Annotated in this window: 26 protein-coding genes; 10 read left to right on the plus strand and 16 right to left on the minus strand. The window is 69.0% G+C overall.

All coding sequences use genetic code 11. The features are described 5' to 3' along the window. Positions 1-34 precede the first annotated feature (34 nt). Genes AB0M56_RS44370 through AB0M56_RS44380 form a run of 3 tightly spaced genes read right to left on the minus strand, consistent with a single transcriptional unit; the run spans position 35 to position 932 of the window. Positions 35-412: a hypothetical protein gene (locus AB0M56_RS44370; RefSeq protein WP_364187858.1), complete on the minus strand. Its 378-nt coding sequence runs from the start codon at positions 410-412 to the stop codon at positions 35-37. Beyond that, positions 409-741 carry a WhiB family transcriptional regulator gene (locus AB0M56_RS44375; RefSeq protein WP_364187861.1) on the minus strand — a complete coding sequence of 111 codons (333 nt, stop codon included), beginning with the start codon at positions 739-741 and terminating at the stop codon, positions 409-411. Before AB0M56_RS44375 ends, AB0M56_RS44370 begins: the two co-directional genes overlap by 4 nt. Further along, a complete protein-coding gene (locus AB0M56_RS44380) occupies positions 738-932 on the minus strand; it encodes a helix-turn-helix domain-containing protein (RefSeq protein ID WP_364187864.1) in 195 nt (64 codons plus the stop codon). The genes AB0M56_RS44375 and AB0M56_RS44380 overlap by 4 nt, the downstream gene beginning before the upstream one ends. Before the next feature lie 166 nt (positions 933-1,098). Between AB0M56_RS44380 and AB0M56_RS44385 the strand changes: the two genes are divergently transcribed. Together AB0M56_RS44385 and AB0M56_RS44390 are read left to right on the plus strand one after the other, a co-directional pair. Next, positions 1,099-1,479, plus strand: a complete 381-nt coding sequence (locus AB0M56_RS44385) for an XRE family transcriptional regulator (protein WP_364187867.1) — start codon at positions 1,099-1,101, stop codon at positions 1,477-1,479. A gap of 167 nt (positions 1,480-1,646) precedes the next feature. Then, positions 1,647-2,783 carry a tetratricopeptide repeat protein gene (locus tag AB0M56_RS44390; protein ID WP_364187869.1) on the plus strand — a complete coding sequence of 379 codons (1,137 nt, stop codon included), beginning with the start codon at positions 1,647-1,649 and terminating at the stop codon, positions 2,781-2,783. Here the strand turns inward: AB0M56_RS44390 and AB0M56_RS44395 are convergent. After that, the gene (locus AB0M56_RS44395; RefSeq protein WP_364187872.1) at positions 2,727-3,317 is read right to left on the minus strand and encodes an NUDIX hydrolase; all 591 of its coding nucleotides are present in this window, start codon (positions 3,315-3,317) and stop codon (positions 2,727-2,729) included. The genes AB0M56_RS44390 and AB0M56_RS44395 overlap by 57 nt on opposite strands. 225 nt (positions 3,318-3,542) lie before the next feature. Here AB0M56_RS44395 and AB0M56_RS44400 point away from each other — a divergent pair, with 225 nt between their 5' ends. Genes AB0M56_RS44400 through AB0M56_RS44415 form a run of 4 tightly spaced genes read left to right on the plus strand, consistent with a single transcriptional unit; the run spans position 3,543 to position 6,636 of the window. Then, positions 3,543-3,950, plus strand: a complete 408-nt coding sequence (locus AB0M56_RS44400) for a hypothetical protein (protein ID WP_364187874.1) — start codon at positions 3,543-3,545, stop codon at positions 3,948-3,950. Positions 3,951-4,003: 53 nt separating this feature from the next. Further along, positions 4,004-4,561: a DUF3558 domain-containing protein gene (locus AB0M56_RS44405; RefSeq protein WP_364188024.1), complete on the plus strand. Its 558-nt coding sequence runs from the start codon at positions 4,004-4,006 to the stop codon at positions 4,559-4,561. 35 nt (positions 4,562-4,596) lie between these two features. Next, positions 4,597-5,844, plus strand: coding sequence for a hypothetical protein (locus tag AB0M56_RS44410; protein WP_364187875.1), 1,248 nt, complete (start codon positions 4,597-4,599; stop codon positions 5,842-5,844). A gap of 18 nt (positions 5,845-5,862) precedes the next feature. Continuing rightward, a complete protein-coding gene (locus AB0M56_RS44415) occupies positions 5,863-6,636 on the plus strand; it encodes an ESX secretion-associated protein EspG (protein ID WP_364187877.1) in 774 nt (257 codons plus the stop codon). Positions 6,637-6,638: 2 nt separating this feature from the next. On the opposite strand, the gene AB0M56_RS44420 is transcribed toward AB0M56_RS44415, so the two are convergent. Continuing rightward, positions 6,639-7,802 (minus strand): hypothetical protein, encoded by a 1,164-nt coding sequence (locus AB0M56_RS44420; RefSeq protein ID WP_364187880.1) that lies wholly within the window; start codon positions 7,800-7,802, stop codon positions 6,639-6,641. Positions 7,803-8,530: 728 nt separating this feature from the next. Here AB0M56_RS44420 and AB0M56_RS44425 point away from each other — a divergent pair. After that, positions 8,531-8,878 (plus strand): transcriptional regulator, encoded by a 348-nt coding sequence (locus tag AB0M56_RS44425; RefSeq protein WP_364187883.1) that lies wholly within the window; start codon positions 8,531-8,533, stop codon positions 8,876-8,878. Positions 8,879-9,093: 215 nt separating this feature from the next. On the opposite strand, the gene AB0M56_RS44430 is transcribed toward AB0M56_RS44425, so the two are convergent. Next, complete coding sequence (locus tag AB0M56_RS44430) at positions 9,094-9,456, minus strand: hypothetical protein (protein WP_364187886.1); 363 nt, start codon at positions 9,454-9,456, stop codon at positions 9,094-9,096. Positions 9,457-9,736: 280 nt separating this feature from the next. Here AB0M56_RS44430 and AB0M56_RS44435 point away from each other — a divergent pair, with 280 nt between their 5' ends. From AB0M56_RS44435 to AB0M56_RS44445, 3 genes are read left to right on the plus strand one after another with little or no spacing between them, the layout of a single operon-like run. Further along, a complete protein-coding gene (locus tag AB0M56_RS44435) occupies positions 9,737-11,392 on the plus strand; it encodes an AMP-binding protein (RefSeq protein WP_364187889.1) in 1,656 nt (551 codons plus the stop codon). Between the two features lie 12 nt (positions 11,393-11,404). Continuing rightward, on the plus strand, positions 11,405-12,379 hold the full coding sequence (locus tag AB0M56_RS44440; RefSeq protein WP_364187892.1) for a phosphotriesterase-related protein: 975 nt from the start codon (positions 11,405-11,407) through the stop codon (positions 12,377-12,379). 54 nt (positions 12,380-12,433) lie between these two features. After that, positions 12,434-13,045: a TetR/AcrR family transcriptional regulator gene (locus AB0M56_RS44445; protein WP_364047859.1), complete on the plus strand. Its 612-nt coding sequence runs from the start codon at positions 12,434-12,436 to the stop codon at positions 13,043-13,045. Between the two features lie 160 nt (positions 13,046-13,205). On the opposite strand, the gene AB0M56_RS44450 is transcribed toward AB0M56_RS44445, so the two are convergent. The 10 genes from AB0M56_RS44450 to fabG form a co-directional block, all read right to left on the minus strand. Beyond that, positions 13,206-13,769: a GrpB family protein gene (locus AB0M56_RS44450; RefSeq protein WP_364187895.1), complete on the minus strand. Its 564-nt coding sequence runs from the start codon at positions 13,767-13,769 to the stop codon at positions 13,206-13,208. Between the two features lie 51 nt (positions 13,770-13,820). Beyond that, positions 13,821-14,021, minus strand: coding sequence for a hypothetical protein (locus tag AB0M56_RS44455; RefSeq protein WP_364187898.1), 201 nt, complete (start codon positions 14,019-14,021; stop codon positions 13,821-13,823). Beyond that, positions 14,018-15,850: an amidase gene (locus tag AB0M56_RS44460; RefSeq protein WP_364187901.1), complete on the minus strand. Its 1,833-nt coding sequence runs from the start codon at positions 15,848-15,850 to the stop codon at positions 14,018-14,020. The genes AB0M56_RS44455 and AB0M56_RS44460 overlap by 4 nt, the downstream gene beginning before the upstream one ends. Before the next feature lie 369 nt (positions 15,851-16,219). Further along, positions 16,220-17,074 (minus strand): alpha/beta hydrolase, encoded by an 855-nt coding sequence (locus AB0M56_RS44465; protein ID WP_364187904.1) that lies wholly within the window; start codon positions 17,072-17,074, stop codon positions 16,220-16,222. Between the two features lie 155 nt (positions 17,075-17,229). Continuing rightward, the gene (locus tag AB0M56_RS44470; RefSeq protein WP_364187906.1) at positions 17,230-18,348 is read right to left on the minus strand and encodes an acyl-CoA dehydrogenase family protein; all 1,119 of its coding nucleotides are present in this window, start codon (positions 18,346-18,348) and stop codon (positions 17,230-17,232) included. After that, on the minus strand, positions 18,345-19,523 hold the full coding sequence (locus AB0M56_RS44475) for an acyl-CoA dehydrogenase family protein (RefSeq protein ID WP_364187909.1): 1,179 nt from the start codon (positions 19,521-19,523) through the stop codon (positions 18,345-18,347). The genes AB0M56_RS44470 and AB0M56_RS44475 overlap by 4 nt, the downstream gene beginning before the upstream one ends. Continuing rightward, entirely contained in the window at positions 19,520-20,743 is a 1,224-nt protein-coding gene (locus AB0M56_RS44480; RefSeq protein ID WP_364187911.1) for an acyl-CoA dehydrogenase family protein, read from the minus strand. Before AB0M56_RS44480 ends, AB0M56_RS44475 begins: the two co-directional genes overlap by 4 nt. A gap of 2 nt (positions 20,744-20,745) precedes the next feature. Next, complete coding sequence (locus AB0M56_RS44485) at positions 20,746-21,771, minus strand: phosphotransferase family protein (RefSeq protein WP_364187914.1); 1,026 nt, start codon at positions 21,769-21,771, stop codon at positions 20,746-20,748. A 157-nt stretch (positions 21,772-21,928) separates the two neighbouring features. Then, entirely contained in the window at positions 21,929-22,381 is a 453-nt protein-coding gene (locus tag AB0M56_RS44490) for a MaoC family dehydratase (protein WP_285968699.1), read from the minus strand. A 5-nt stretch (positions 22,382-22,386) separates the two neighbouring features. Then, complete coding sequence (gene fabG, locus AB0M56_RS44495) at positions 22,387-23,148, minus strand: 3-oxoacyl-ACP reductase FabG (RefSeq protein WP_364187917.1); 762 nt, start codon at positions 23,146-23,148, stop codon at positions 22,387-22,389. Between the last annotated feature and the right edge of the window lie 325 nt (positions 23,149-23,473).

Here is a 23,473-nt window from a genome sequence, read left to right on the forward strand (position 1 = left end):
GACACCCACCGCGACACTCTCGCCGCGGCCGCGGTCACCGCGGTCGGCGCAACACTGGGACATGCCGATGCCCCGGCCAGCGCCGAGGGCTACCACCACCCCGGCGCGTGCTATCGAGCGACGTGACCGTCAGGGCACGCGTCAGGACGTGTGCCGCGATCAAGTCCGGCAGACCGAGCACCACGAGCAGAAGCGTCGGATTGCCCGGATGCGTGATCACCAGCCACTGAACGCCTATGAACGCCGCGCCCGTGAAAAGCACCCGCCCGACGAGCGACACCACCCGGGCGCCCGCCCGTGCCGTATCGGCCGCTCGGCGCGCCTTCCGCGCGCCGAACCGCCAGACCACGAACAACGCGAACATGACACCAGCTCCGGCGAGGATCTGCATCGGTGTGAGGGAGAGCGTCATCGCGCCTCACCTCCCCGGCGGCGCAGCCACACCGGGTAGAGCGCACGCCGGTCAGTGTCCGGCAGCGCACCCCAGACTCCCAGCGTGTTCGCGCCGGCGGTGCGGAGATCGAGTTCAAGACACTCGTCGATCACCGGGCATCCGGCGCACAGCCGGGCGGCCAACTCTCTGTCCGGCGGGTCGTCCCCGGTCAGTTCGGGCATGCCCTCCCGGTCGAACGCCCAGAAACACAGACCGTCCCTGGTCACCACGTTCGTGAGCACATCGTTCGGGATGTCGGTGTACCGGTCGAGACGAGCGGCTATCTCCGTGTACGTGTGTTCGGTCATCGCGCACCCCCGCCGAGCAAGCGCCGCAGCTCGGCGGCCGGGATGACGAGCCGGGAACGGCGCTGCATGGCGCGGATCTCTCCGACCCGGATTGCGCGATGGATCGAGTTGAGGTCGGCACCGAGAATCCACGCGGCGTGGGTTGTCGAGTAGAACGCCGGTCCACCGGCGTCTGGATTGTGGTTTTGCATGGATGAGACCTTTCGAGATTTTGAGCTGATTTAATCGGTAAAGGAGAGCTGATTTAGTCGCACAGAGGCATGGGAATGCCCCAGGTGCGTGACGCAGCCTTGATCGCGGGCCGCGGAATCCCGTCGAGCGCTAATGTCGGCGCTGAGGCGGACCACGGAGGAATGGGTGTCGGAAGACTGGGCGGCGGTCGCGAAGACCATCAACGAGCGCGTGCAGGCGCTCGGGTGGAAGCAGCGCGAACTGGCCGAACGCTCGCAAGTTTCCCAGGCGATCGTCCGGGAAATTCAGAACCACACCGTGGAGCGCAAGCGCGGCGACCGCACGCTTGAAGCGTTGTCCTTGGCGCTCGGGCTGCACCCACAGCACCTGCTGGCCGTGCTGCACGGCCGCATTCCGCCGGCCCCGAGCCAGCCCCGGGAAGACATGGAGGATGCGGTATCGGCACGGCTGGCGGTGATTGAGCGTCGACTCTCCGAGATCACCGAACACCTCGCAGAGCTGAGGGCCGACCTCGCTGTTGTGCTGAGCCGCCGGGACGAGCAATAGGCGTCCGATGGTCAACCGCTCGGGCTGGATTCGCTGGTTTCCGTCTGCGTTCATGTCTCAAGGAAACGACAGTGAGACGCCTTTTCGCAGGTGGCTGAAGTTAACGACGGATCCATTAAGTTCCATTAACCGCGCAGGTCAAAGCGGTTATCCCGGAGGCGTGTCCGATGGCTGAAACGCGACTCCAGGCCGTGCGCAGGCAGCTCGGATACAAGGCCGACGAGGTCATCAAGATGCTGCTTCGCCGCGCCGACGCGCTTGCCGTGCCCGTCATGTCGGCGACAAGTCTCAAGGTCAAAGTCTCACGATGGGAAAACGGGCACGAGGCCGTCAGCCAGCCGTACAGGCGCCTCTTCCGCGACGTTTACGGACGCACGAACGAAGAACTCGGATTCGAGCCGGAAGAAACCGATGACGAGGCCGAGGAACTGGTGTCCCGACTGGCGCTCGCCCGGTCGGTCGACGCTGAGTCGGTTGACATCTTCCGGCGCCAGGTCGACCAGGCACGGCATGTTGATCGGAGGCTCGGCGGGGTGCCGCTGCTCGACCAGTTGCGCAGCAACATCGATCAGCTTCAGCGTCTGCTCGGCTTCAGCACACTGCGCGGACAACGCCACGCGTTGGCAGTAGTGCTGACCGAGGCCTCGGCCCTGGCAGGCTGGGAAGCGCTCGACCGCAATGCGATCCGGCAGGCGTGGGAGCACCACGAAACTGCCAAGTCAGCGGCCCGCGAGGCAGAGTCGCCGATCCTGCTCGCCCATTCGACCGCGCAGCAGGCATTCATCCTGATCGACCTCGGCGAGGTCGAAATGTCCGTCGGTCAACTCTCGGAAGCCCGCACGCTGGCCGAGCAGGCAGCACCGCCACTGCTGCGATCATGGATGGCCGCAGCGCACGGCGAAGGCCTCGCCGCAGCGGGCCGACGCGACGAGGCGCTACGCGCATTCGACGCGGCGGGCACGCTTCTGCCGACCGATCCCATAGACCCGGCGTTGCCGTTTCTCTTCCTGGGTGGAGCACATCTCGACCGGTGGCGCGGCAACGCCTTGAGCCAGCTCGGCGAATCAGACGCCATCCAGCAAATCACCGACGCGTTGCCGCGCCTGCCGCCGGACTTCGTCCGAGCCAGGACGGGAATGCTGGTCGACCTGGCGTTCGCCTACGCAGCAGCGGGCGACCGAGACGCGGCGCTCGCGCATGCGCGGCAGGCGCGACGGCTGGCCATGCAGATCAAGTCCGATCGGCAGCTACGACGTCTCAGCGGTCTGATCCTGCCCGGCAGCAGTGCCCCGGGTGCCGCGTGACGCGATGTAGTAGAGCAGCGGTACCAAGGCTCCTGCGCCGAGGATTTCCTTCCGCAGCGCCAGCTCCGGAATCCGGGTGAGGGGAACCCACTCCAGCCTCCCGACTTCCTCGGTATCGGTCGGCTCGCCGACCTTCTCGGCCTTGCGCCACAGGTAGACGTCTGTCGGCGCGGTCACCTGCCCGGGCAGCGGCTCGAAGCCGATCAGGTGCTCGGCCTCGCCGAGGGGCTGATAGCCGCTCTCTTCCCGGATCTCGCGCGCCGCCGTCGCCTCGGGCTCTTCGCCATCCTCGACCAGGCCGCCCAACAGCTCATAACCCCACTGGTCCGTCGCGAACCGGTAGCGCCACAGCATGAGCACCCGATCTTGCTCGTCCACGATCAAGCCGATGGCGATGCGGGCGAGGTGCACCACGTGGTACTCCCACCGCTCACCGTTCGGCGCCTGCACGTCGGTCAGGCCCAGCCGGACCCACTTGTTGTCGTAGACGGTCCGCTCACCGAAGGTCTTCCACGCTCCATGCTCGTCAGCCACGCTCAGCACCCTACGGGGCTGTCAACGTCCGTTCCACGTCCATCCGATGGACGTGGAACGCGCCTGTTGGATGCCTCCGTTCAACCCTCGCGTAGACCTATACGGCCAGGTCAGAACAGGTGTGGGCGATCACTGCGGTGATCTATGGCGTTCTGGGGACAGTTTGTTGCCGATTGGCTACTATCGGTGCGATAGAGGTGCCCACGGTGTCAGGGGAGGCTGCAAGTGGCTGGGCAGGAACAGGCGGCGGTGAACGCTGCCAGGTTCGTCGTGACCGGCGGAGGTGGCGGAGGCGCGTCCGGTGGTTCGGCTACCGGGGCGTTCACCTTGGATCGCGCCTCAATGACCAGCGAACTTGCGAACCTTCGCGACCTGCTTGACAGAATCACGGTCCAGCGAAATAAGGCAAGGCCCATGTGGTCAATCGAGTCGCCGGGCAACGATCCGGCGTCGCTGCGCAACACAGAGGCTAGCAACAAGTCCGGCCTTGCCTACCTGGACTTCCTGACGAAGCAGCATGATTTCGTAACGGTGATCATCGGCAAGATCGAGACGGCGCTCGGGATGCATACGGCCAACGACGAGCAGGCCGCCCAGACGGTCAATGTCCAGGGAAACGGGGACCGTTTCTGATGCGTCTGACATCCAGGATCTGCAGGACTTCGGGGGCGTTCGTCGTTGCCTGCATGCTCGCCGCCTGCTCAGGCACTACGGGGGGAACGGCGACTACCGCGTCGAGCGCTGCCCCTCCTGTGTCGAGTACCGGATCGACTGTCCCAGCAATCTCTAACCCGTTGCCTGCGTCGCTGATCCAGGGCGACGCATGCGCAGTCCTCACTGCTGCTCAGGTCGGCACATTGTTCTCGCGCACACCCACGCGCGACGCCGCGCCGACGGACACGGGAGTAGCCAAAGCTTGTTACTGGCATGACGTAGAGCGGGGCTCCTTGGTTGGCATCCAGCTGGTGTACGCGTGGAAAAACGGATTGGCCACCGTGTATGCGAAGCAAGGGCAGGGGTTCTTCAAGGTCCTGGCTCCGGTGCAGGGGTATCCCGTCGTGGCGTATGGGCCGTCTGACGATCGCTCACGGGGCGGGTGTGGTGTCGCTGTTGGGATCGCCGACAATGCGGCTTTCGAAGCTGATGTGCAGGTAGCCAACTCGGCGGTGGGCACGGGGGATCCGTGTGAGGATGCGCGGAAGGTCGCGGATCTTGCGGTCACCACGTTGAAAGGGGGCTCGTGATGGCGTCGGGTCCGGCTGGTGTGGTGCAGGCGTGGATGGAGCAGCAGCAGGAACAGGGCAAGATGATCTTGCCTGGCGAGCTGGTGCGCCGGGTCCGGGGCGGTGCTGGGCTGGGCAGCCTCGGCGAGGCTCAGTACATCAGCATGTCCCAAGCCTCCGAGCAACAAGGAATCGAGGCGGACACGCGGGCTATTGTGTCCCGGTTGGAGTCCGCGTGGTCCGGGCAGAGTGGTGACGCGGCCCGGGGTGGGCTGCAGCCACTGGCGAATGTGGCTACCGCGTCTTCGACGGCTTTGGGCACGAGCCAGAACACCTTGACGGATCAGGCTCACGCCTTCCAGTCCACTCGGGACTCGCTGAAGGAAGTGTCGGACTCGCCGCCGGAGCGGGGGCTGGTCGACGTGGTGACGCCGTGGGACACCGACGTCGAGGACCAGATCAACTCGCGTAATGCCGCGATCCAGCAGAACAACCAGATCTACCAAGGTTTTACTTCCACCAGCGACGGCAATGCGCAGAGGATGCCGACCGACTACGGCCAGCTTACCGACGCGCAGGGCGACTTCACGGTGGGCAACTCGTCTGCCGCGACGAATCAGAATGCGACGAACGCGCAACATTCCGCGTTGCAGCCGCGGGGTTCTTCCGGTGGTATAGACGGTGGGGTCTCGCAGCCGGGTCAGTACGGCGCCCCGGCGACGTCGCCGTCCTCGCCGTACAGCGGCGGCCCCGGTTCGTCGAACTACGCGCAGCTTCCGGCCGCTCAGACGCCTGGCGGAGATGGCACGAACACGGCTGGTTTCGTCCCGTCCACAGACCCGACGGCTGGTGGGTTCCGGGGTGGCGGTGACGCGACACGGTTCACTCCGGGCGGCCCGGGTGGCGGCTCATCGTCGTACGGCCCGGGCACTGGCCCCGGATTCGGTAGTCCCGGATTTGCCGGTGGCTTCACGAGCGGTGGTTCCGGTTCTGGGGAGTCGGGCGCTGGTGGTCGCGGAGCAGGGATGCCTGGGTCAGGTTCGCGTTCCGGCGACCTCGCTGGGCCGGGGCGGTCGACGGGTGCGGGCCGGTTCGGCGCGGCGGAGGAGCCTCCTGCTGGACGGGGCGGGCCCGGGGCTGCCGGTTCTCGCGGTGCGAACGGCATGCCGATGGGCGCCGGGGGCGGCAAAGGCAACAAGGAAGAGGACAAGGAAAAGAAGTCGGCCTCCTATTTGCTGGAACCGGACCCGAACGCGCTGTTCGGTTACGACGGCAAGGCCACCCCACCCGTGATCGGCAAGTAGTCACCTTCGGACGTCGACATGTTCATAGACGAACCGGTGACGGTGCCGCGCGTGGCGCTGGCCAGGGCGTGGGAATGGGAGAATGTCGGTCCGGCACATCCTGTGCTGGGCGTAGTGGAGTGGTGGCTCGAAGACGACGTGTCAGGCCAGTTCGACGAGCTGATCCGGCAGGCACTTGCCGAACCCGGGTTCTACGACTTGCGCCGCAAACGTCTCACCGGCGAGTTCCGGGACGTGTTGTGGGGTGTTTCCACTGCCGATACCGAGTGCTATCGCATCTCCAGCGATCGCAGCGCGCGCAAGTCGGCCGCGCTAGCCATAGTCACCGGCCGATCGGGGCTGTTGTTCACTGTGGACGATGACCAGGTGACGCTGGCGAGGATCTCGACTGGCCGAGTCTGCCAGGCCGCCGTGGGCACGCTGCCCGACGTGCGCCCGGCCGGCCTCGCTGAGGTCACCGTGCGGCGATCGGAGTTCGGGTCGAGTCGGGTCGCCGACTCGTACGACTTGGACGTGACGAGCGACTACACCGCGCCCGACCCGGTTGAGCGACTTCGCGCGCTGATGGCTGCCCCGCGCAGTGCCGTGCATCAGTTCTACGTGGCCAACAGGACCGATGGGGTGCGGTCGTCGAGTCTTCCGCTGACGGTGGTGGACACGATCAGTGAGGGGCGTGTTCTGACAGTTCTCCAGGACGGCCCCGATGGCGAGGACGTGATCACCTGTGGTCCCGGGAGTGCCGACTACATCAGCGGGACCCTGGACAACACGATGCGCAGCATGCGGGCCTGACGTCAGATTTGCACCGCAGGCAGCCGTGCGAGTCGGCGTAGCTGGCGAGCCGAGCCGATCTCCGTGGCCAGTGTCCGTGCTTTCGCGGCGTGGGTGTGTGCTTCGTCGTGTTCCCGGTTCGCGGTAAGCGCGGTCGCCAGATCGACACGTAGTCCGGCCTCGGCGCGGGTGAACGTGGGGTCTAGCTCATGCAGGGCATCGGTGAGGACATTGACCGCTTCCGGCTCGCCAATGCGGGCGAGAGCGTTCCCACGCCAGCGTGCGAGGTGGACGTCATCGAGAACGACATAAGGGCCGTCATCAGGCGCTGGACGGGGCGGCAGCAGCGATTCTGCGCGATCGAAGGCACGCAGGCTTGCCGAGCGTAGTTCGCACGCGGCGAGCGCTTCGCCGTGCGCGGCAGCCAGCCAGGCGCGCAGCGTGTGGCCGGTGGTTCCTCGCGCATGGTCTTCGGCCGTCGCCAGCATTTCGGCGGCCTCGCTCGCTTGTCCGAGATCCAGCAGTACGAAAGCTCGTTCGGCCTCTGTGTGCGTCTCAAGGGCGGGATCACCGGATTGACTCGCGGCCTGCTTCGCGCGTTCGTAGTGGTCCCAGGCCGTGGAGATCTGGCCACGGTCGAGGGCCTGCCACCCGGCGAGGGCGCTCAACTCCGCGAGCAGCGCGGCAAGGTTCTTGCGTGTCCCGGCAGCCAAGCTGTAGGAGAGCAATCGCGATACCTGGTCGACCTTGACCGCGACCTCGTCATAAGCGGTGATGGCGCCGAGCCGCCGGTCCAGTTGCCGCACCGCCTCAAGCTGGCTGTGGAAGAGGGCGACCACATCTGGAGTGACCCGGCGCGAAGTGGCGAAGGCGGCGTTCAGCTCGTGCTCGCCTGTTACCTCGCTGGTCGTTGATTCGAGCGGGGTCAAAAGTTCGTCGATGCCGGTATCGAAGATCCGTTCGAGCAACCGTGCCGTAGCGGGGCGTGGGCGGCCGATCCGCGCGCCGTCTGTCCGATGCCCGGCGACCAGACGTTTGAGGTTTCGTTCGCTGAGCGTGCCGGATTCTCCAGAACGGCGTGCGAACTCCTCTGCTTCCTCCGTGAACTCCGCAAGCGACTGATTACGCTGCCAGATCCGCTGCTCAAGCAGCGTCCGAGGACGTCGTGCGCGTTCGTTAGCCGCCATGCCTCTCCCCGTGTCCCCGCAATGGCCCTGCTCCGGCCCGCGTATGGCCTTCGCTGAAATAGCTCCACCATACACGCTTATATCAGCTCAAAGCAGGTGATAGGGCGCTGGTTCTGCGGCCGGCGGAAGGGACCGAACAGTGGCAACCGACGAGTACCGGCTCTACGTGGCTTGGCATACCTGCGCCCGTGACGGGCGCGATCATGCAATCACGGACGAGCAGTTCGCGCAGGGACGGCGCACTGGCTCCGAGGGTTGTTATCCGGCGGTCTGCGGCCATGTCGTCGTCGTGGGTTCGATGCTGCAGGCACCAGGCTCGCGGTGCAGGGCTTGCTGGACCTATGTCTCCGCCCGAACTTTGGTCCGAGCGCCAGCGCGACAGCCCCGGCGAACCCGACACCGCAGGGCCTCGCTGTGGTCCCGGCTTCGCCACAGGGGCCAACGTGCCGTGCGCGTTCTCGGCGCAACCTCGGCCGCCACGGGCGGTACGCAGTGACCGGGCACGTGTTTCTGGCCCGGCCTCTGCGCGGAACAGTGGGAGAAACGCGCCGGGTGGTGCACCTGTTCGCCGTTCCTCCCTCGGGCGAAACACCAGCCCGGCTCGTCGCAGTCTGCGGCGCGGAGTTCGGCCCTGGCGAACTCGAGCTCATGGACGCGCTGCGAGGGATGCCCTGCACGGAGTGCCTGCGCCACGCACCGCCTGCCCCCGAGCTGACAGCAGGCGCCTGATGGCGAGATTCGTCCGCGTCAAAGGCTTCACTGACGGAATTGACCCGGTCCTCGTCCCGCCGGTGCGGATGCTCATCGTGGCCACCCTCGTCGACCAGCAATGGCACGAGTTCGCCGCTCTGCGCGCGTCGCTGAGGTTGAGTCCGCCCGTTCTGTCCAAGCAACTGACCACCCTGCGCGCAGCTGGCTACCTCGACACCCGGCCGTCATCAGACGGGCGACGATCGTCGTGGCGCATCACGGACTGCGGCATCGACCAGTTGGCCATGCACCTCGCCAGTTGGGAACGCCTCATGTCGCTGGCCTCGTCCGCAGTCCGCTCGGCGCGGACAAACAACCAGCAGTGAGGAAGCGCTCCGGACAGGCCGGGACAAGTGGGCGGGACACCTCTCTCGTATGGCGCGCAAGCGGGGCACTAAAGCAGGGTGGGACGGGTTTCCCCGACGCCCCGTCCCACCCGTCCCACCCGCGTTTTGCCTGCTAGACGCCGATCCAGACCCGTCCCAGAGCTGGGACGGGTTGTGATACCGCGACCCGACCCGGCCCTGTACTGCCCGGCACCTCAGTCCGTGAGGTTGTCGGTAGGCAGCAGCGCGCTGAGGCGGCGGGTTATTGCCTCGTACTCAACGTAGGCGCGAGAGTCTTCGGGGCCACCGGCCGCGATCATCTCGTCGTATGCCATGGCCTGCGCGGCCGCCACGGACGCGACTTGCCCAAGCATCCGCGCCGCCCGCTCAGAACGGGCGGCCACCTCGGCAGCGCCAGAAAGGCCACGCTCGGCAAGCCCCGCGAACATCGTGGTGTGCCCGCTCTCCTGTTCGGAACACAACCGGAACGCTGCCGATTGCTGCCGCAACTGATCGGCGTAGTTCGCCGGGCCGTTGTACTGCGAAGCCGCGCCGCGAGGCTCATTCACGAGGCCCATGATGCCCGGCAGCAGGAGCTGCCTGCCACCAAGTCGGTCAGGTGGCAGGCAGCTGCCAGCGATCGTTTGGCCGCAGATGCCCAGGTCACAGTTATGCAACCAAATAAGACTTCGCATTCGGTGAGTTGGGCGCACCGAACGCCGCATGGGGTCGCTTGCGCCTCGCGTGCCCGTCCGTGCGTTCCGGCTTGCCCGTTCCGGGTACATGGGGTTGACGCACGGCCCGCGGGCTCTCTAGCGTCCCCATACCGACTGGTCGGTGTCCGAGGGAGGCCGCGGGATGAGCTGGTACGACGCGAAGCCCTGGCTCGCGAGCTACGACGAGCAGCGCGCCGCGGCGAGCGAGTTCACGCCGACCACGCCGCTGGCCACCTTCCGCCGCGCCGTCGCGCAGGCGCCGGAGACCACGGCGCTGGCGTACTTCGACTCCCGGATCACCTACCGCGAGCTGGACGAACTCTCCGACGCCTTCGCCCGCCACCTCACCGCCTCCGGGTTCGGTCGCGGCGACCGGCTCGCGCTGGTGCTGCAGAACATTCCCCAGTTCGTGATCGCCCTGCTCGGCGCATGGAAAGCCGGCGGGATCGTGGTGCCGGTCAACCCGATGTACCGCGCGGGCGAACTGAGCCACGTGCTGACCGACGCCGGCGTGACGGCGCTCGTCTGCTCACAAGCCGCGTGGCACGACTACGTCGGCGCGCTCGTGGCGGACAGCTCCGTGACGATCGCCGTGACCACCAGCGAGCTCGACCTGCAGACCCGCGACGACGAGCGCGTGCTCGGCAAGGTGCGCCGCGAGGCGACGCCGGGCGCGGCCGACCTGCTCGAGGTGCTGCGCTCGACGCCCGGTGATCCGCCGCGCGACCCCGGGCTCGGCCTCGACGACGTCGCGCTGATCAGCTACACGTCCGGCACGAGCGGGAAACCCAAGGGCGCCACCAACACCCACGGCAACCTCGGCACCAACGCCGTGATCCTCGCGGGCGCCGGCCGCGTCGAACCGGGCGCCACGGTGTTCGCGCTCGCGCCCCTGTTCCACATCACCGGGATGGTGTGCGAGGTCGCCTACGCCATCGAGATCGCCGGCACGCTGGCGCTCGCTTACCGCTTCGAAGCCGGCGTGGTGCTCGGCGCGTTGCTGGAGCACAAGCCGGCGTACATGGTCGGCCCGTCGACGGCGTACATGGCGTTGATGGCGCACCCGGACGTCAGCCCCGAGCACTTCGCGTCGTTCGACGCCCTGTACTCCGGCGGCGCAGCGCTGCCTCCGGCGGTGGTCAACACGTTCCGCGACCGGTTCGGCCAGTACATCCACAACGGCTACGGCCTCACCGAGACCACGGCCGGCTGCGTCGTGGTGCCCAGCGGTGTCGAGGCGCCGGTCGACCCGGTCTCGGGCACGTTGTCGATCGGGCTGCCGGTGCCCGGCGTGATCGTGCGGATCCTCGCGGACGACGGCACGGAGCTGCCGTTCGGCGAGGCGGGCGAGATCGCCGTCGAAGGACCCATGGTCGTGCCCGGCTACTGGAACCGGCCCGACGCCACGGCCGAGGCGCTGCCCGGCGGGCGGCTGCTGACCGGCGACGTCGGGTTCATGGACGAGCGTGGCTGGGTCTACGTCGTGGACCGCAAGAAGGACATGATCAACGCCTCCGGGTTCAAGGTGTGGCCGCGCGAGGTCGAGGACGTGCTGTACACGCACCCCGGCGTCCGCGAGGCCGCTGTGGTGGGGGTGCCGGACGAGTACCGCGGCGAGACGGTGAAGGCGTACGTGAGCGTGGCGCCGGGCGTGGCGCCCGATCCGGACGAGCTGATGGCCTACTGCCGGGAGCGGCTGGCCGCCTACAAGTACCCCCGATCGGTCGAGGTGCTGGCCGAGCTGCCGAAGACCACGAGCGGGAAGATCCTGAGGCGCGAGTTGCGCGCCCGAGGCTAGGAGGACGTGACGGTGGTCGAGACGGTCCGCGGTGCGGTCGAGGCGGCGGCGCTGGGCAAGGTCCTCATGCACGAGCACATCTTCGTGCTGAGCCCGGAATTCGTGACCAACTACCCGGAGCACGACGGGTTCGACGAGTCCGTGCACGTGCCTGAGGCGATCGCGAAGCTGCAGGCGCTCAAGGACGCCGGGATCGACACGATCGTGGACCCGACGGTGATCGGGCTGGGGCGCTACGTGCCGCGCGTGCAGAAGGTCGCCGCGGAGGTGGGCCTGCAGATCGTCGTGGCGACGGGTCTGTACACCTACAACGAGGTGCCGCACTACCTCTCGCTGCGCGGGCCGGGCACGATGCTCGGCGGTGACGACCCGCTGGTCGCGATGTTCGTCGGCGACATCACCGAGGGTATCGCCGGCACGGGCGTGAAGGCCGGCATCCTCAAGTGCGCCACGGACGAGCCCGGCATGACGCCCGGCGTCGAGCGGGTGCTGCGCGCGGTCGCGAAGGCCCACCGGGCCACTGGCGTGCCGATCATGACCCACACGCACGCGGGCACGCGGCGCGGGCTGGAGCAGCAGGACGTGTTCGAGTCCGAGGGCGTGGACCTGAGCCGCGTGCTGATCGGGCACAGCGGCGACTCGGCCGACCTCGGCTACCTCACGGCCCTGGCCGACCGCGGTTCGATACTCGGCATGGACCGCTTCGGCGTGGACGTGTACCTGCCGTTCGAACAGCGCGTGGCGACGGTCGCGGCGATGTGCGAGCGCGGGTACGCCCGCAGCATGGTGCTCTCGCACGACGCGTCGTGCTACTTCGACTGGCTCGAGGCACCGGTACGCGAGGCCGTGCTGCCCAACTGGCACTACCTCCACATCACCAACGACGTGCTCCCGGCGCTGCGCGAACGCGGCGTCAGCGAAACCGACCTCACCACGATGCTCGTCGACAACCCGCGCCGCCTGCTCGACCACGGGGGCGCGTACTGACCGGCCTCGGCCGGTAGGCTGGCTGTTCTCTGAGTTCCCGGAGGGGGTGTGGCGATGACCCGGGCCGGCACGCGCAAGGCCGTCGTCTCCGACGAGTCGCCCGCGGTGCCTCGCCGCCTGCTTCAGCACGCGACGAAGCTCTTCGCGAAGAAAGGCTTCGACCGCACGTCGGTGCAGGAGATCGTCGAGGCCGCCGGCGTCACCAAAGGCGCCATGTACCACTACTTCGGCTCCAAGGACGACCTGCTCTACGAGATCTACGCCCGCGTGCTGCGCGAGCAGACCTCCCAGCTCGAACGCGTCGCCTCCAGCGCCGCGCCCCTGCGCGAACGCCTGGCCGCCGCCGCGTCAGACGTGGTCGTCAGCAGCATCGACAACCTCGACGACAACACCATCTTCTTGCAGTCCATGCACCAGCTCAGCGCCGACAAGCGCAAAGCCGTGCGCGCCGAACGCCGCAAGTACCACGAACGGTTCCGCCGCCTGATCGAAGAAGGCCAGGCTTCCGGCGAGTTCCGTACGGACAAGCCCGCGGACCTGGTCGTGGACTTCTTCTTCGGCTCGGTCCACCACCTGGGCACGTGGTATCGCCGAGGTGGGTCGCTGTCGGCGCGCGAGGTGGGGGACCAATTCGCGGACCTGCTCTTGTCGATGCTCCGGCCGTAATTTCTGCCTCGGCTGTATTTTTCTGCCTCGGCTCCGCCGAGGCGTGCGAGATCGCCTTTGAGCCGGCTTCCGAATTCAGCGGTCTGATCGGCCGGGGGCCGATCGCACCGCTGAATTCGGAAACCGGCGCGATCTCGCGCCGTGGTCGGGTTCGCGCACCTCATTCCATGGGCGCGATCACCACCCCGTGGCGCGTCAGGACGCGGGTGACGAAGTCTGTTTTGCCTGCGGTGTAGGCCTCGCGGTCCGTGGTTTCCGTGGTCAGGCGGTGTTTCAGCGCGGCGTACTCCGCGGCCAGCGCCGGGTCTGCGCGCAGGGCGTCGCGGAAAGTGAGCTGGGCCTGCCAACGCGGGTGGCCGGCGGGGATCAGGTGCAGGTGCGCCAGCCGGTGCTCGTTGGTGGTGTCGGGTAGCACGAAGAACCGCCGCCATTGCGCGCTGACGTCGAGGGACGGCGGCACGTAGGCCCACCCGTCTGCCGAAAGGACCCCAAGAGCGGAAGCCACCACCGCATCGACGTCGCGCACCGATGCCATCACGTCCACCACCGGCTTGGCCGCCAACCCCGGCACCGACGTGGACCCGACGTGCTCCACCCCGTCGACCAGCCATGGCCCGAGCACCTCGGCCAAGCGGGCGCACAAGGTCGCACCACGTGCCGCCCACATCGGGTCGGCGGCGGTGACGTGCGGTTTTTCGTAAGCCCAAGCCGGGGGATCACTCATGGGCACGCACGCTACCGGCGGGCACCGACAGTTTCGGTGCCCGCCGGGGGTTCACGGGCGAGGCGGGATCGTGCTGCTCGGCACCGTTTCGTCGGCCGGGTCGAACGGCAGGTACGTCGTGCCCAGCCTCGGGGCCCAGCCGATCGTCAGCTGGGGTACGGCGGGGGTCTCCGCGTGCTGGGGGAGGAATCCGATGTCCACCGGGGTCGAGAAGTCCACGGTCAGGAACCGGGTGGGTTCGGCGACGCTCACGAGAGAGCCCTCCTGATCGCTTCCTCGCCCAGGATCGGGTCGTTGGTCGGGTCCTCGACGGCCGGGGCGAGGGCGCGCGGCGCCATCTTCGGGGTGAGGGTCCCGAAGACCGGGTCCGGCGGGGCCGCGGTGTGGTAATCGGGGAAGTGGGCCTGGTAGTCCACCATCGACTGGACCAATGCCGGCTCCGCGAAGCGCGGCCCCCAGAACTGGGCCGAGATCGGCAGGCCCGCGGTGGCGCCGACGGGGAAGCTCACCATGGGCCAGCCCAGCGCGTTCGGCACCTGGTAGTACGCCCGGTACACCGGGAAGCCGGGGCCGCCGCCGGCGCGTTCGCCGATCACGTCGCCCAAGGCCAGCACGAGCATGAAGTCGACGCCGGCGTCCTCCAGCGCCCGGGTGTAGTTGGCGATGAGCCGGCGCCGCCGCTGTTCGCCCTCGTAGCGGACGGAGGCGGGGATGCCGCCGTTGAAGCGGTCGGCGCTCGCGAAGCTCGCCGCCGTCTCACCGGGCGCGCGCCGGCCGTACTGGCCGGTGAGGGTCGCGACGGCGTCGGCCGTCGGGATGCCGCTCGCGCAGAAGTCCGCCACCGCCGCGACGAACCGGACCTCGTAGCGGTTCGCGTTCACCACCGCGGCCGAGGGCGACACGGGCGATCCGTCCACCGTCGCCAGCACGTCCGCCGACGCGAAGTACGGGTTCTGCGCGGGGTCGGTCATGTCCAGACCGGGGAACTCCTTCACCTGGGCGCCCAGGCTCTTCAGCTGTCCCACCAGCCGGTTGAACGCCTTCAGGTGCTCGGCGCCGTAGGTGTCCTGCGGGCTGACCCCGGTCTTGATGGTCCCGCCCACGTTCATCCAGTCCGTCTGCGGGACGCCGATCGTCAGGCCCCGCAACGGAGTCCGCCCGGGCCGCGGCGACGACGGGATCACCGGGAACGGCAGGGGTGCCGAGAGCGTTTGCGGGTCGTTCACCGGGTCCGGACCGAGGATCGTGCTCAGGATCAGCGCCGAGTCCCGTGCGCTGCGGGAGATCGGGCCGAGCACGTCGTAACCCGGCGAGAGCGGCATGAGCCCGGCGATCGACACCGTGCCCAGCGACGGCTTGATCCCGCTGGCGCCGTTCGCGGCCGACGGCATGATGATGCTGCCGCCCGTCTCCTCGCCGATGCAGGCCGCGGCGAGCCGCGCGACGGGCGCGACCCCCGAGCCCTGGCTCGATCCGCCCGGCACGTGCGACGGGCTCCAGGCGTTGCCCGCGAACGTGCCGGTGATCGAGCCGGAGAACGCCGAGCAGATGGTGTTGCCCAGCAGCACCACGCCGGCCGCGCGCAGCCGGGCGACGACCGTGGCGTCCTGGAGCGCCTTGTTGCCGGTGAACGCCGCGCTGCCGTCCTGCGCGTTCAGGCCCTTGATGCCCACGGAGTCCTTGATGCCCATGGGGATCCCGCACAGCGGCGACAGGTCGCCGCCGTGCCGGCGCCAGTTCGAGATCCGCTGGTCGGCGGCTCGCGCGGCGGCCAGCGCGCCGGCGGTGTCGACGCGCACGAACGCGTTGTACGCGCCATTGTCGCCGTAGACCTCGAAGGGACCGTTGAACTTCGAGATCCGGCCCAGGTAGGCCTGGGTGATCTCGACGCTCGACGTGCGGCCCGCGCGCAGCAGCGCGGCGAGCTCGGTGATCTCGTAGTCCACGAGCCGGCCGCGGTGGGGGATCTGGTTCACCGACGGCAGCGCCGGGCCGCCGGACGGCGCCGCGCTCGCCGGCGCCGCACCCAGCGTGAGGGAAAGGGTGCCACCGGCGACCGCCGCACCGGCGCCGCCGAGCACGGATCTCCGCGTGAGTCTTCCTGGTTGTGCCACGTACTGCCTCGCTTCTGAACCGGTGGGGAAGGGCAGACGCGACGCTAGGACCCCACGGTTGCGGGGGAGTTTTCGAGTATTACGAAGACATTTCGTGTTCAGCCACATCGGTGATTCCACGAACCTCTGCCCGACAACGAAGCCCTCAGTACCCCGTCGCCGCCACGATTCGGTGCACCCGTCCACCGTGGTTCGAGACGGCAACCCGACCACGGCGCGAGATCGCGCCGGTTTCTGGATTGGGCGGTGCGATCGGCCCCCGGCCGATCAGACCGCTCAATCCAGAAACCGGCTCAAAGGCGATCTCGCCGTCTCGGCGGAGCCGAGACAGAAGATTCAGTGGCGCGTCAGGTGGTCCAACAGGCGCGGCATGATGAAGTCGCCGGCCTCCTCGGGCAGCCAGTGGCTGGCGCCCTCCACGACCTCGAACTCGTACTCGCCGTCGACGTAAGAGCGGGTCAGCTCGGCGGCCGTGCGGCCAAGGTACGGGTCCTCGCTGCCCCACAGGTACAGCGTCGGCACGGAGATGTGGCCGGCGGGGATGTCGAACTCGCTGGCGGCCGGGCCGCGGTACCAGTTCAACGTGGCTGTCAGCGCGCCCGGCTCGGTCAGGCGCGTGATGTTGCGTTCGACCAGCTCGGTGGGCACGCGGTCGCCGTACGCGGCGCGCAGTTCGGCGGCGTCGTCGGCGAGCAGGGAGGCCTCGGCGCGGCCGTCGAGGTGGCGGAAGAAGCGGACGTAGCCGAGGTCGCGGAACTGGCGCTTGTCGTCGGTGGCGGCGCGGTGCAGGGCGGCGGGGTGCGGGGTGGTGAGGATGGTCAGGGACCGCAGCTGGTCCGGGTGCGCGCTGGCGAACGCCCAGCCGACCATGCCGCCCCAGTCGTGCGCGACAAGGTGGAAGCGGTCCGACCCCAGCGCCGCGGCGAAGGCGATCACGTCGGTGATGAGGTGGCGCACCGAGTACTGGTCGACATCCAGCGGTCGCGCGCCCGAGGCGTAGCCGCGCTGGTCGACCGCGACGGCGCGGTAGCCGGCCGCGCCCAGCGCCGCGAGTTCCGTGGTCCACGAGTCGGCGAACTCCGCCCATCCGTGCAGCAACAGGACGAGCTCCCCGGAGGCGGGGCCGGCGGCGAGCGCGCTGTGGCGGTGGGTGCCGACGGTGATCGTCAGCTGCTCGGTGCCCGGGACCATGATCACCAGGCTAGGAAGCCGAAGCTTCCGGCCACCACAGGAAAAAGTGCACTCTTGCCGCCTGTTCGTACGTGCCGGGCACCACCGTCCACAGTGTCCACCACGTGCGGGGGCCCCGCCAGCCGAAACGGCGGGCGGGGCCCCGGAAAACGACCTCAGGCAGGCAGGTCCACGAGATCCGCCAGCCGTGCGCGGTGCCGGCCCGGCGTGCCGAACGCGAGCTCGTCGCTCTTGGCGCGCTTGAGGAACAGGTGCGCGGGGTGCTCCCACGTCATGCCGATCCCGCCGTGCAGCTGGATCGCCTCCTCCACGGCGTGCACCGCGATCGGCGCGACGCGCGCCTGCGCCACGGCCACCGCGATCGGCACGTCGAAGCCGCCGGCGAGCGCGTCGGCCGCGTACCGCGCTGTCGCGCGCGCGTTCACCAGGTCCGTGTACAGGTTCGCCAGCCGGTGCTTGAGCGACTGGAACCCGCCGACCGGCCGCCCGAACTGGTAACGGCCCTTCAAATACGTCACGGTGGTCGTCAAAGCCCACTCGGTGAGCCCCGTCTGCTCCGACGCGAGCAGCCCCGCCGCCGTGGTCAGTGCGGTGTCCAGCGCCGTCTCCGCAGCCGCTCCGCTGACGACGAGCCGAGCAGCCGCCTGGTCCAGCTCGACGTCGGCCACGCGCCGCGTGAGGTCCAGCGACACCAGCTCGGTCACCTGGGCCGCCGAAGCCTCCACCGCGTACAGCCCCGGCCCGTCTGGCCCGGTCGCGGGCACCACAAGCAGCTCGGCCACGGACGCGTCGACGACCGTGCCGGCCCGCCCGCTCAGCGTCCCGTCACCGTTTACGGACACCGTCGCCGGGAAAGCCGCACCCGGCGCGGTCGACAGCGGCACGGCCAGCGCGCCCGTCAGCTCGCCCGCGGCGAGCCGGGGGAGCAGTTCGGCCGCGACCGACCCGCCCGCCGCCAGCAGCGCCGACGTCGCCAGCACCGCACTGCCGAGGAACGGCACCGGCGCCACGCTGCGGCCCAGCTCTTCGAGCACCACGGCCATCTCGCGCGCCGAAGCGCCGTGCCCGCCGAGCTCCTCGGGCACCATCAGCCCGGCCGCGCCGAGGTCGGCGGCGAGCGTCTTCCACAGCTTCAGGTCGTACGGCTCGGCCGTCTCCACGCGCGCGATCAGCGCGGCCGGCGAGGCCTGGTCGGTGAGCAGGTCCCGCACCGACGCGCGCAGGTCCTCCTCGACGTCGGAGTACAACAGGTCCGGGGTGGGCAGCTCACTCATCGCGGCAGGTCCTTCCAGGCGACGTCCTTGTCCACCCGCGGCTCGGACGGCAGCCCCAGCACGCGTTCGGAGATGATGTTGCGCAGGACCTCCGAGGTCCCGCCCTCGATCGAGTTGCCCTTCGCGCGCAGGTAGCGGTAGCCCGCCTCGCGCCCGAGGAAGTCGACCTTCTCCGGCCGCCGCAGCGTCCAGTCGTCGTAGCGCAGGCCCTCTTCGCCGAGCAGCTCGATCTCCAGCCCGGTGAGCTTCTGGTTCAGCTCGGAGAAGGCCACCTTCATCGCGGAGCCCTCCGGCCCCGGCGCACCGGCAGTGAGCTGCTGGCGCAGACGGGAAGCGGCCAGCCGCAGCGACTCGGCCTCCACCCAGTGCTGCACGAGCCGGTCGCGCAGCTCCGGCGTACGCAGCTCGGGCCGCTCCCGCCAGGTCTTCGAGACCATGCCGATCAGGCCGCCTTCACGCGGCAGCGCGTTGCCGCCAATGGCCACGCGCTCGTTCATCAGCGTGGTCTGCGCGACCTTCCAGCCCTCGCCGACGGCGCCGAGCCGCTGCGCGTCCGGGATCCGCACGTCGGTGAGGAACACCTCGTTGAACTCGGCCTCGCCGGTGATCTGGCGCAGCGGCCGCACCTCGACGCCGGGCGCGGTCATGTCGCACAGGAAGTACGTCATGCCCTGGTGCTTCGGCACGTCCGGGTCGGTGCGCGTGACGAGGATGGCCCACTGCGAGTTGTGCGCGCCCGAGGTCCACACCTTCTGCCCGGTCACGACCCAGTCGTCGCCGTCGCGCACCGCGCGCGTGGCCAGCGCGGCGAGGTCGGAGCCCGCGCCGGGTTCACTGAACAGCTGGCACCACACCTCCTCGCCCGTCCACAGTGGACGCAGGAAGCGCGTGCGCTGCTCGTCGGTGCCGAACGCGAGGATCGTCGGCGCGGCCATGCCGAGCCCGATGCCGATGCGGCGCGGGTCGTTGTCCGGGGCGCCGGCCGCGGCGAACGCGCCCTCGACCACCGGCTGCAGCGCGCGCGGCGCGCCCTGGCCGCCCAGGCCTTCGGGGAAGTGCACCCACGCCAGGCCCGCGTCGTAGCGGGCGCGCAGGAACTCCAGCCGTTCGGTGGTCTTCGGGTCGTGCGCGGCCAGGAACCCGGCCACCTGGGCCCGGAGGTCGTCGGGGGTCATCGGCCGGCCTCCGCCCGGTACTTCTTGAGCTCACGACGCGCCAGCGAGCGCTTGTGCACCTCGTCCGGTCCGTCGGCCAGGCGCAGCGTGCGCACGCCCGCCCACAGCTCGGCCAGCGGGAAGTCCTGGCTCACGCCACCGGCGCCGTGGGCCTGCACGGCCTTGTCGAGGATCCACTCCACCGTGATCGGAGTGGAGATCTTGATGGCCTGGATCTCAGTGTGCGCGCCCTGGTTGCCCACGGTGTCCATCAGCCACGCGGTCTTGAGCACCAGCAGCCGCTGCTGCTCGATCTTCACGCGCGACTCGGCGATCCAGTCCTGCACCACGCCGGACTCGGCGATGGGCTTGCCGAACGTCTCGCGCGACAGCGTGCGGCGGCACATGAGCTCCAGCGCCCGCTCGGCCATGCCGATCGCGCGCATGCAGTGGTGGATGCGGCCGGGGCCGAGGCGGGCCTGGGCGATCGCGAACCCGGCGCCCTCGCTGGCGATGAGGTTCTCCGCCGGCACGCGCACGTCCTCGAACAGCACCTCGGCGTGGCCGCCGTGGTCGCCGTCGGTGTAGCCGAACACGTGCATGCCGCGCTTGATGGTCACGCCCGCGGCGTCGCGCGGCACGAGGATCATGCTCTGCTGCTGGTGCGCGGGCGCGCCCGGATCGGTCTTGCCCATCACGATCATGATCTTGCAGTTCGGGTTCATCGCGCCGGAGATGAACCACTTGCGGCCGTTGACCACGTACTCGTCGCCGTCACGGCGGATGCTGGTGGCGATGTTGCGCGCGTCGGACGAGGCCACGTCGGGCTCGGTCATCGCGAAGGCGGAGCGGATCTCGCCGTCGAGCAGCGGCTGCAGCCACTGCTTTTTCTGCTGCTCGCTGCCGAACATGTGCAGCACTTCCATGTTGCCGGTGTCCGGCGCGGCGCAGTTCACCGCGGTCGGGGCCAGCCGCGGGCTGCGGCCGGTGATCTCGGCCAGCGGCGCGTACTGCAGGTTGGTCAGGCCCGCGCCGTCCTCACCCGGCAGGAAGAAGTTCCACAGGCCGCGCTTGCGCGCCTCGGCCTTGAGCTCCTCGACGATCGGCACCGACGACCAGGGGTTCTCGCGCTCGGCGAGCTGCGCTTCGAAGACCGGTTCGGCGGGGTAGACATGCGAATCCATGAACTCGAGCAGCTGCCCGCGCAGCTCCTCGGTGCGCGCGTCGAACGCGAAATCCATGACTACTTCTCCTCTTTGAGCGTCTCGTAGCCGTGGGAGACGAGCGGGGCCACGGCGTCGCCGATGCCCTCGAACCCGGACCCGACGGTCTGGCCCTTGCTGTAGCGGAAGTAGATGCCTTCCAGGATCACTGCGAGCTTGAAGAACGCGAAGCTCACGTACCAGTTGAGCGCCGACACATCACGGCCGGAGCGCTCGGCGTAGCGGGCGATCACCTCGTCGGTGCTCGGGTAGCCCGGTGCGGAGCTGGCGTTGGACACCATCTGCAGCGACACCTTGTCGCGCTCGGCGTAGGCCACCAGCAGCGCGAGGTCGGTGAGCGGATCGCCGAGGGTGGACATCTCCCAGTCGAGCACGGCGGTGATGCGGTCGTCGCCGTCCACGAGCACGTTGTCGAGCCGGTAGTCGCCGTGCACGATCGTGGCCGGCCCGGAGGCCGGCAGCTTCGCGGCGAGGCTGTCGTGCAGCTCGTCGGCGCCGGGCAGGTCGCGGCTGCGGGAGCCGTCGAGCTGCTTCTTCCAGCGCCGCAGCTGGCGTTCGAGGAAGCCGTCGGGCCGGCCGAAGTCGCCGAGCCCCACCGCTTCCGGGTCCACGGCGTGCAGATCGACGAGCGTGTCCACGAGCCGGAACCCGATCTCACGCGTGCGCTCGGTGCCCAGCACGGCCAGCTCGGAGTCGCTGCGGTACGGCGTGCCGGCCACGAACTCCATCACGTAGAACTGCGCGCCGAGCACGTCGGCGTCCTGGCACAGCACGACGGTGCCCGGCACCGGGACCGCCGTGCCGGCCAGGCCGGAGATCACCTTGAACTCGCGCGCCATGTCGTGCGCCGTCGGCAGCACGTGCCCGAGCGGCGGCCGCCGGACGACCCAGCGGTGCGTGCCGTCGCCCACGATGTAGGTGAGGTTCGAGCGGCCGCCCTGCACCACCTCGGCGGTCAGCTCGCCGGTGACCAGGCCGGGCCGCTGCTCGTCGAGGTAGGCGCGCAGGCGGGCCAAGTCGAGTCCTGGCGGGTCGGACGGGGTCATCGGGCCTCCTCGGGGGTCACCGGGCCACGCTACCGACTAGTCGGTATGTCGTACAGCCGCCGGCCCGGGTGTCCCCGGGCCGGGTGCCTCTCGCGTGGTCAGGCGGGTTGTCGGGCAGTTCTGTCAGGAGTTCTGTCAGGCGGCGTTGCCGGGCGGGTCAGGCGATCATGCGGGCGACGAACTCGGCGACGCAGGCCGGCTTGGCCTCGCCGTCGATCTCGACGGTCCACCGCACCACAGCTTGCTTGCCACCGGCCACGTCTGTCACCTCGAGCAGGTCCGCGCTGCCGCGCACCTTCGCCCCGACCTTCACCGGTTGCGGGAACCGCACTTTGTTGAGGCCGTAGTTGATGCCCATCTTCAGCCCATCGACGCGGTAGACCTGCGAGCCGAAGTGCGGCAGCAGTGACAGCGTGAGGAATCCGTGGGCGATGGTGGTGCCGAACGGTCCCGCCGCGGCCTTCTCCGTGTCGAGGTGGATCCACTGGTGGTCGTCGGTGGCGTCGGCGAACTGCTGCACCCGCTCCTGCGTGACGGTGAGCCACTCGCTCTCGCCGAGGTGCTCGCCCGCCGCGGCGGCGAACTCGTCGACGTTCGTGAACACGCGCATGGCCATCAGTCCTTCGGTCCGCCGGCGACGTAGATGACCTGGCCCGAGACGAAGCCCGCGCCCTCGCTCACGAGGAACGAGGTCAGGTGGGCGATGTCGTCGGGCGTGCCCACCCGCTGCACCGGGATCTGCGAGGCGGCCGCCTTCTTGAAGTCCTCGAAGTCCATGCCGAGGCGCTCGGCGGTGGCCGCGGTCATGTCCGTGGCGATGAAGCCCGGCGCGATCGCATTGGCGGTGACGCCGAACTTGCCCAGCTCGATGGCGAGGGTCTTGGTGAAGCCCTGCATGCCGGCCTTGGCGGCGGAGTAGTTGACCTGGCCGCGGTTGCCCAGCGCGGAGGTGCTGGAAAGGTTCACGATCCGGCCCCACTTCGCTTCGGTCTGGTACTTCTGCACCGCGCGCGTCATGAGGAACGAGCCCTTGAGGTGCACGCCGAGCACGGAATCCCAGTCGTTCTCGGTCATCTTGAACAGCAGGTTGTCGCGCGTGATGCCGGCGTTGTTGACCAGCACGGTCGGCGCGCCGAGCTCCTCGGCGACGCGCGTGACGGCGGCCTCGACCTGGTCGGCGTCGCTGACGTCCAGCGAGACGCCGACAGCTCGGCCACCCTCGGCCACGATCGCCTCGGCACCGGCCTTCACCGCGGCCTCGTCGAGGTCCAGCAGGCCGACGGCGAACCCGTCGGAGGCGAGGCGGCGAGCGACGGCGGCACCGATGCCGCGGCCGGCTCCCGTCACGATGGCAACCCGGGCGGGGGAATCGGTCACGAGGACCTCCTCATCGTTGAGAAACAGCGATCGGGCAGCAGTCTGCCTGACTAAGCGGCCGCTTTGTAAGGGTACCCGGTGAGTATTCCCCGATTCTGGGACGCCATACCTGAAACTCTGGCGGACATCAAGGTCCAGACCCGTGGAAGCCAACTCGATTTCGTGCCGGTCAGCCGTGTCCTGTCGTCCGAAGGTTCGGCCTCCGGGTCGGTGGGCAAGGCGCGACAGGGCGCCGACAGCGCACATTGATCGGATGTTTCCGGCCTGCTCGATGCCGGAAGCTCTCGCCGCTTCGTGGCGAGCAAGGGCCTGCGCGGCGTCACGA

This window comes from Amycolatopsis sp. NPDC051372 (genome assembly GCF_040682095.1).
In the GTDB taxonomy this organism is placed as follows: domain Bacteria; phylum Actinomycetota; class Actinomycetes; order Mycobacteriales; family Pseudonocardiaceae; genus Amycolatopsis.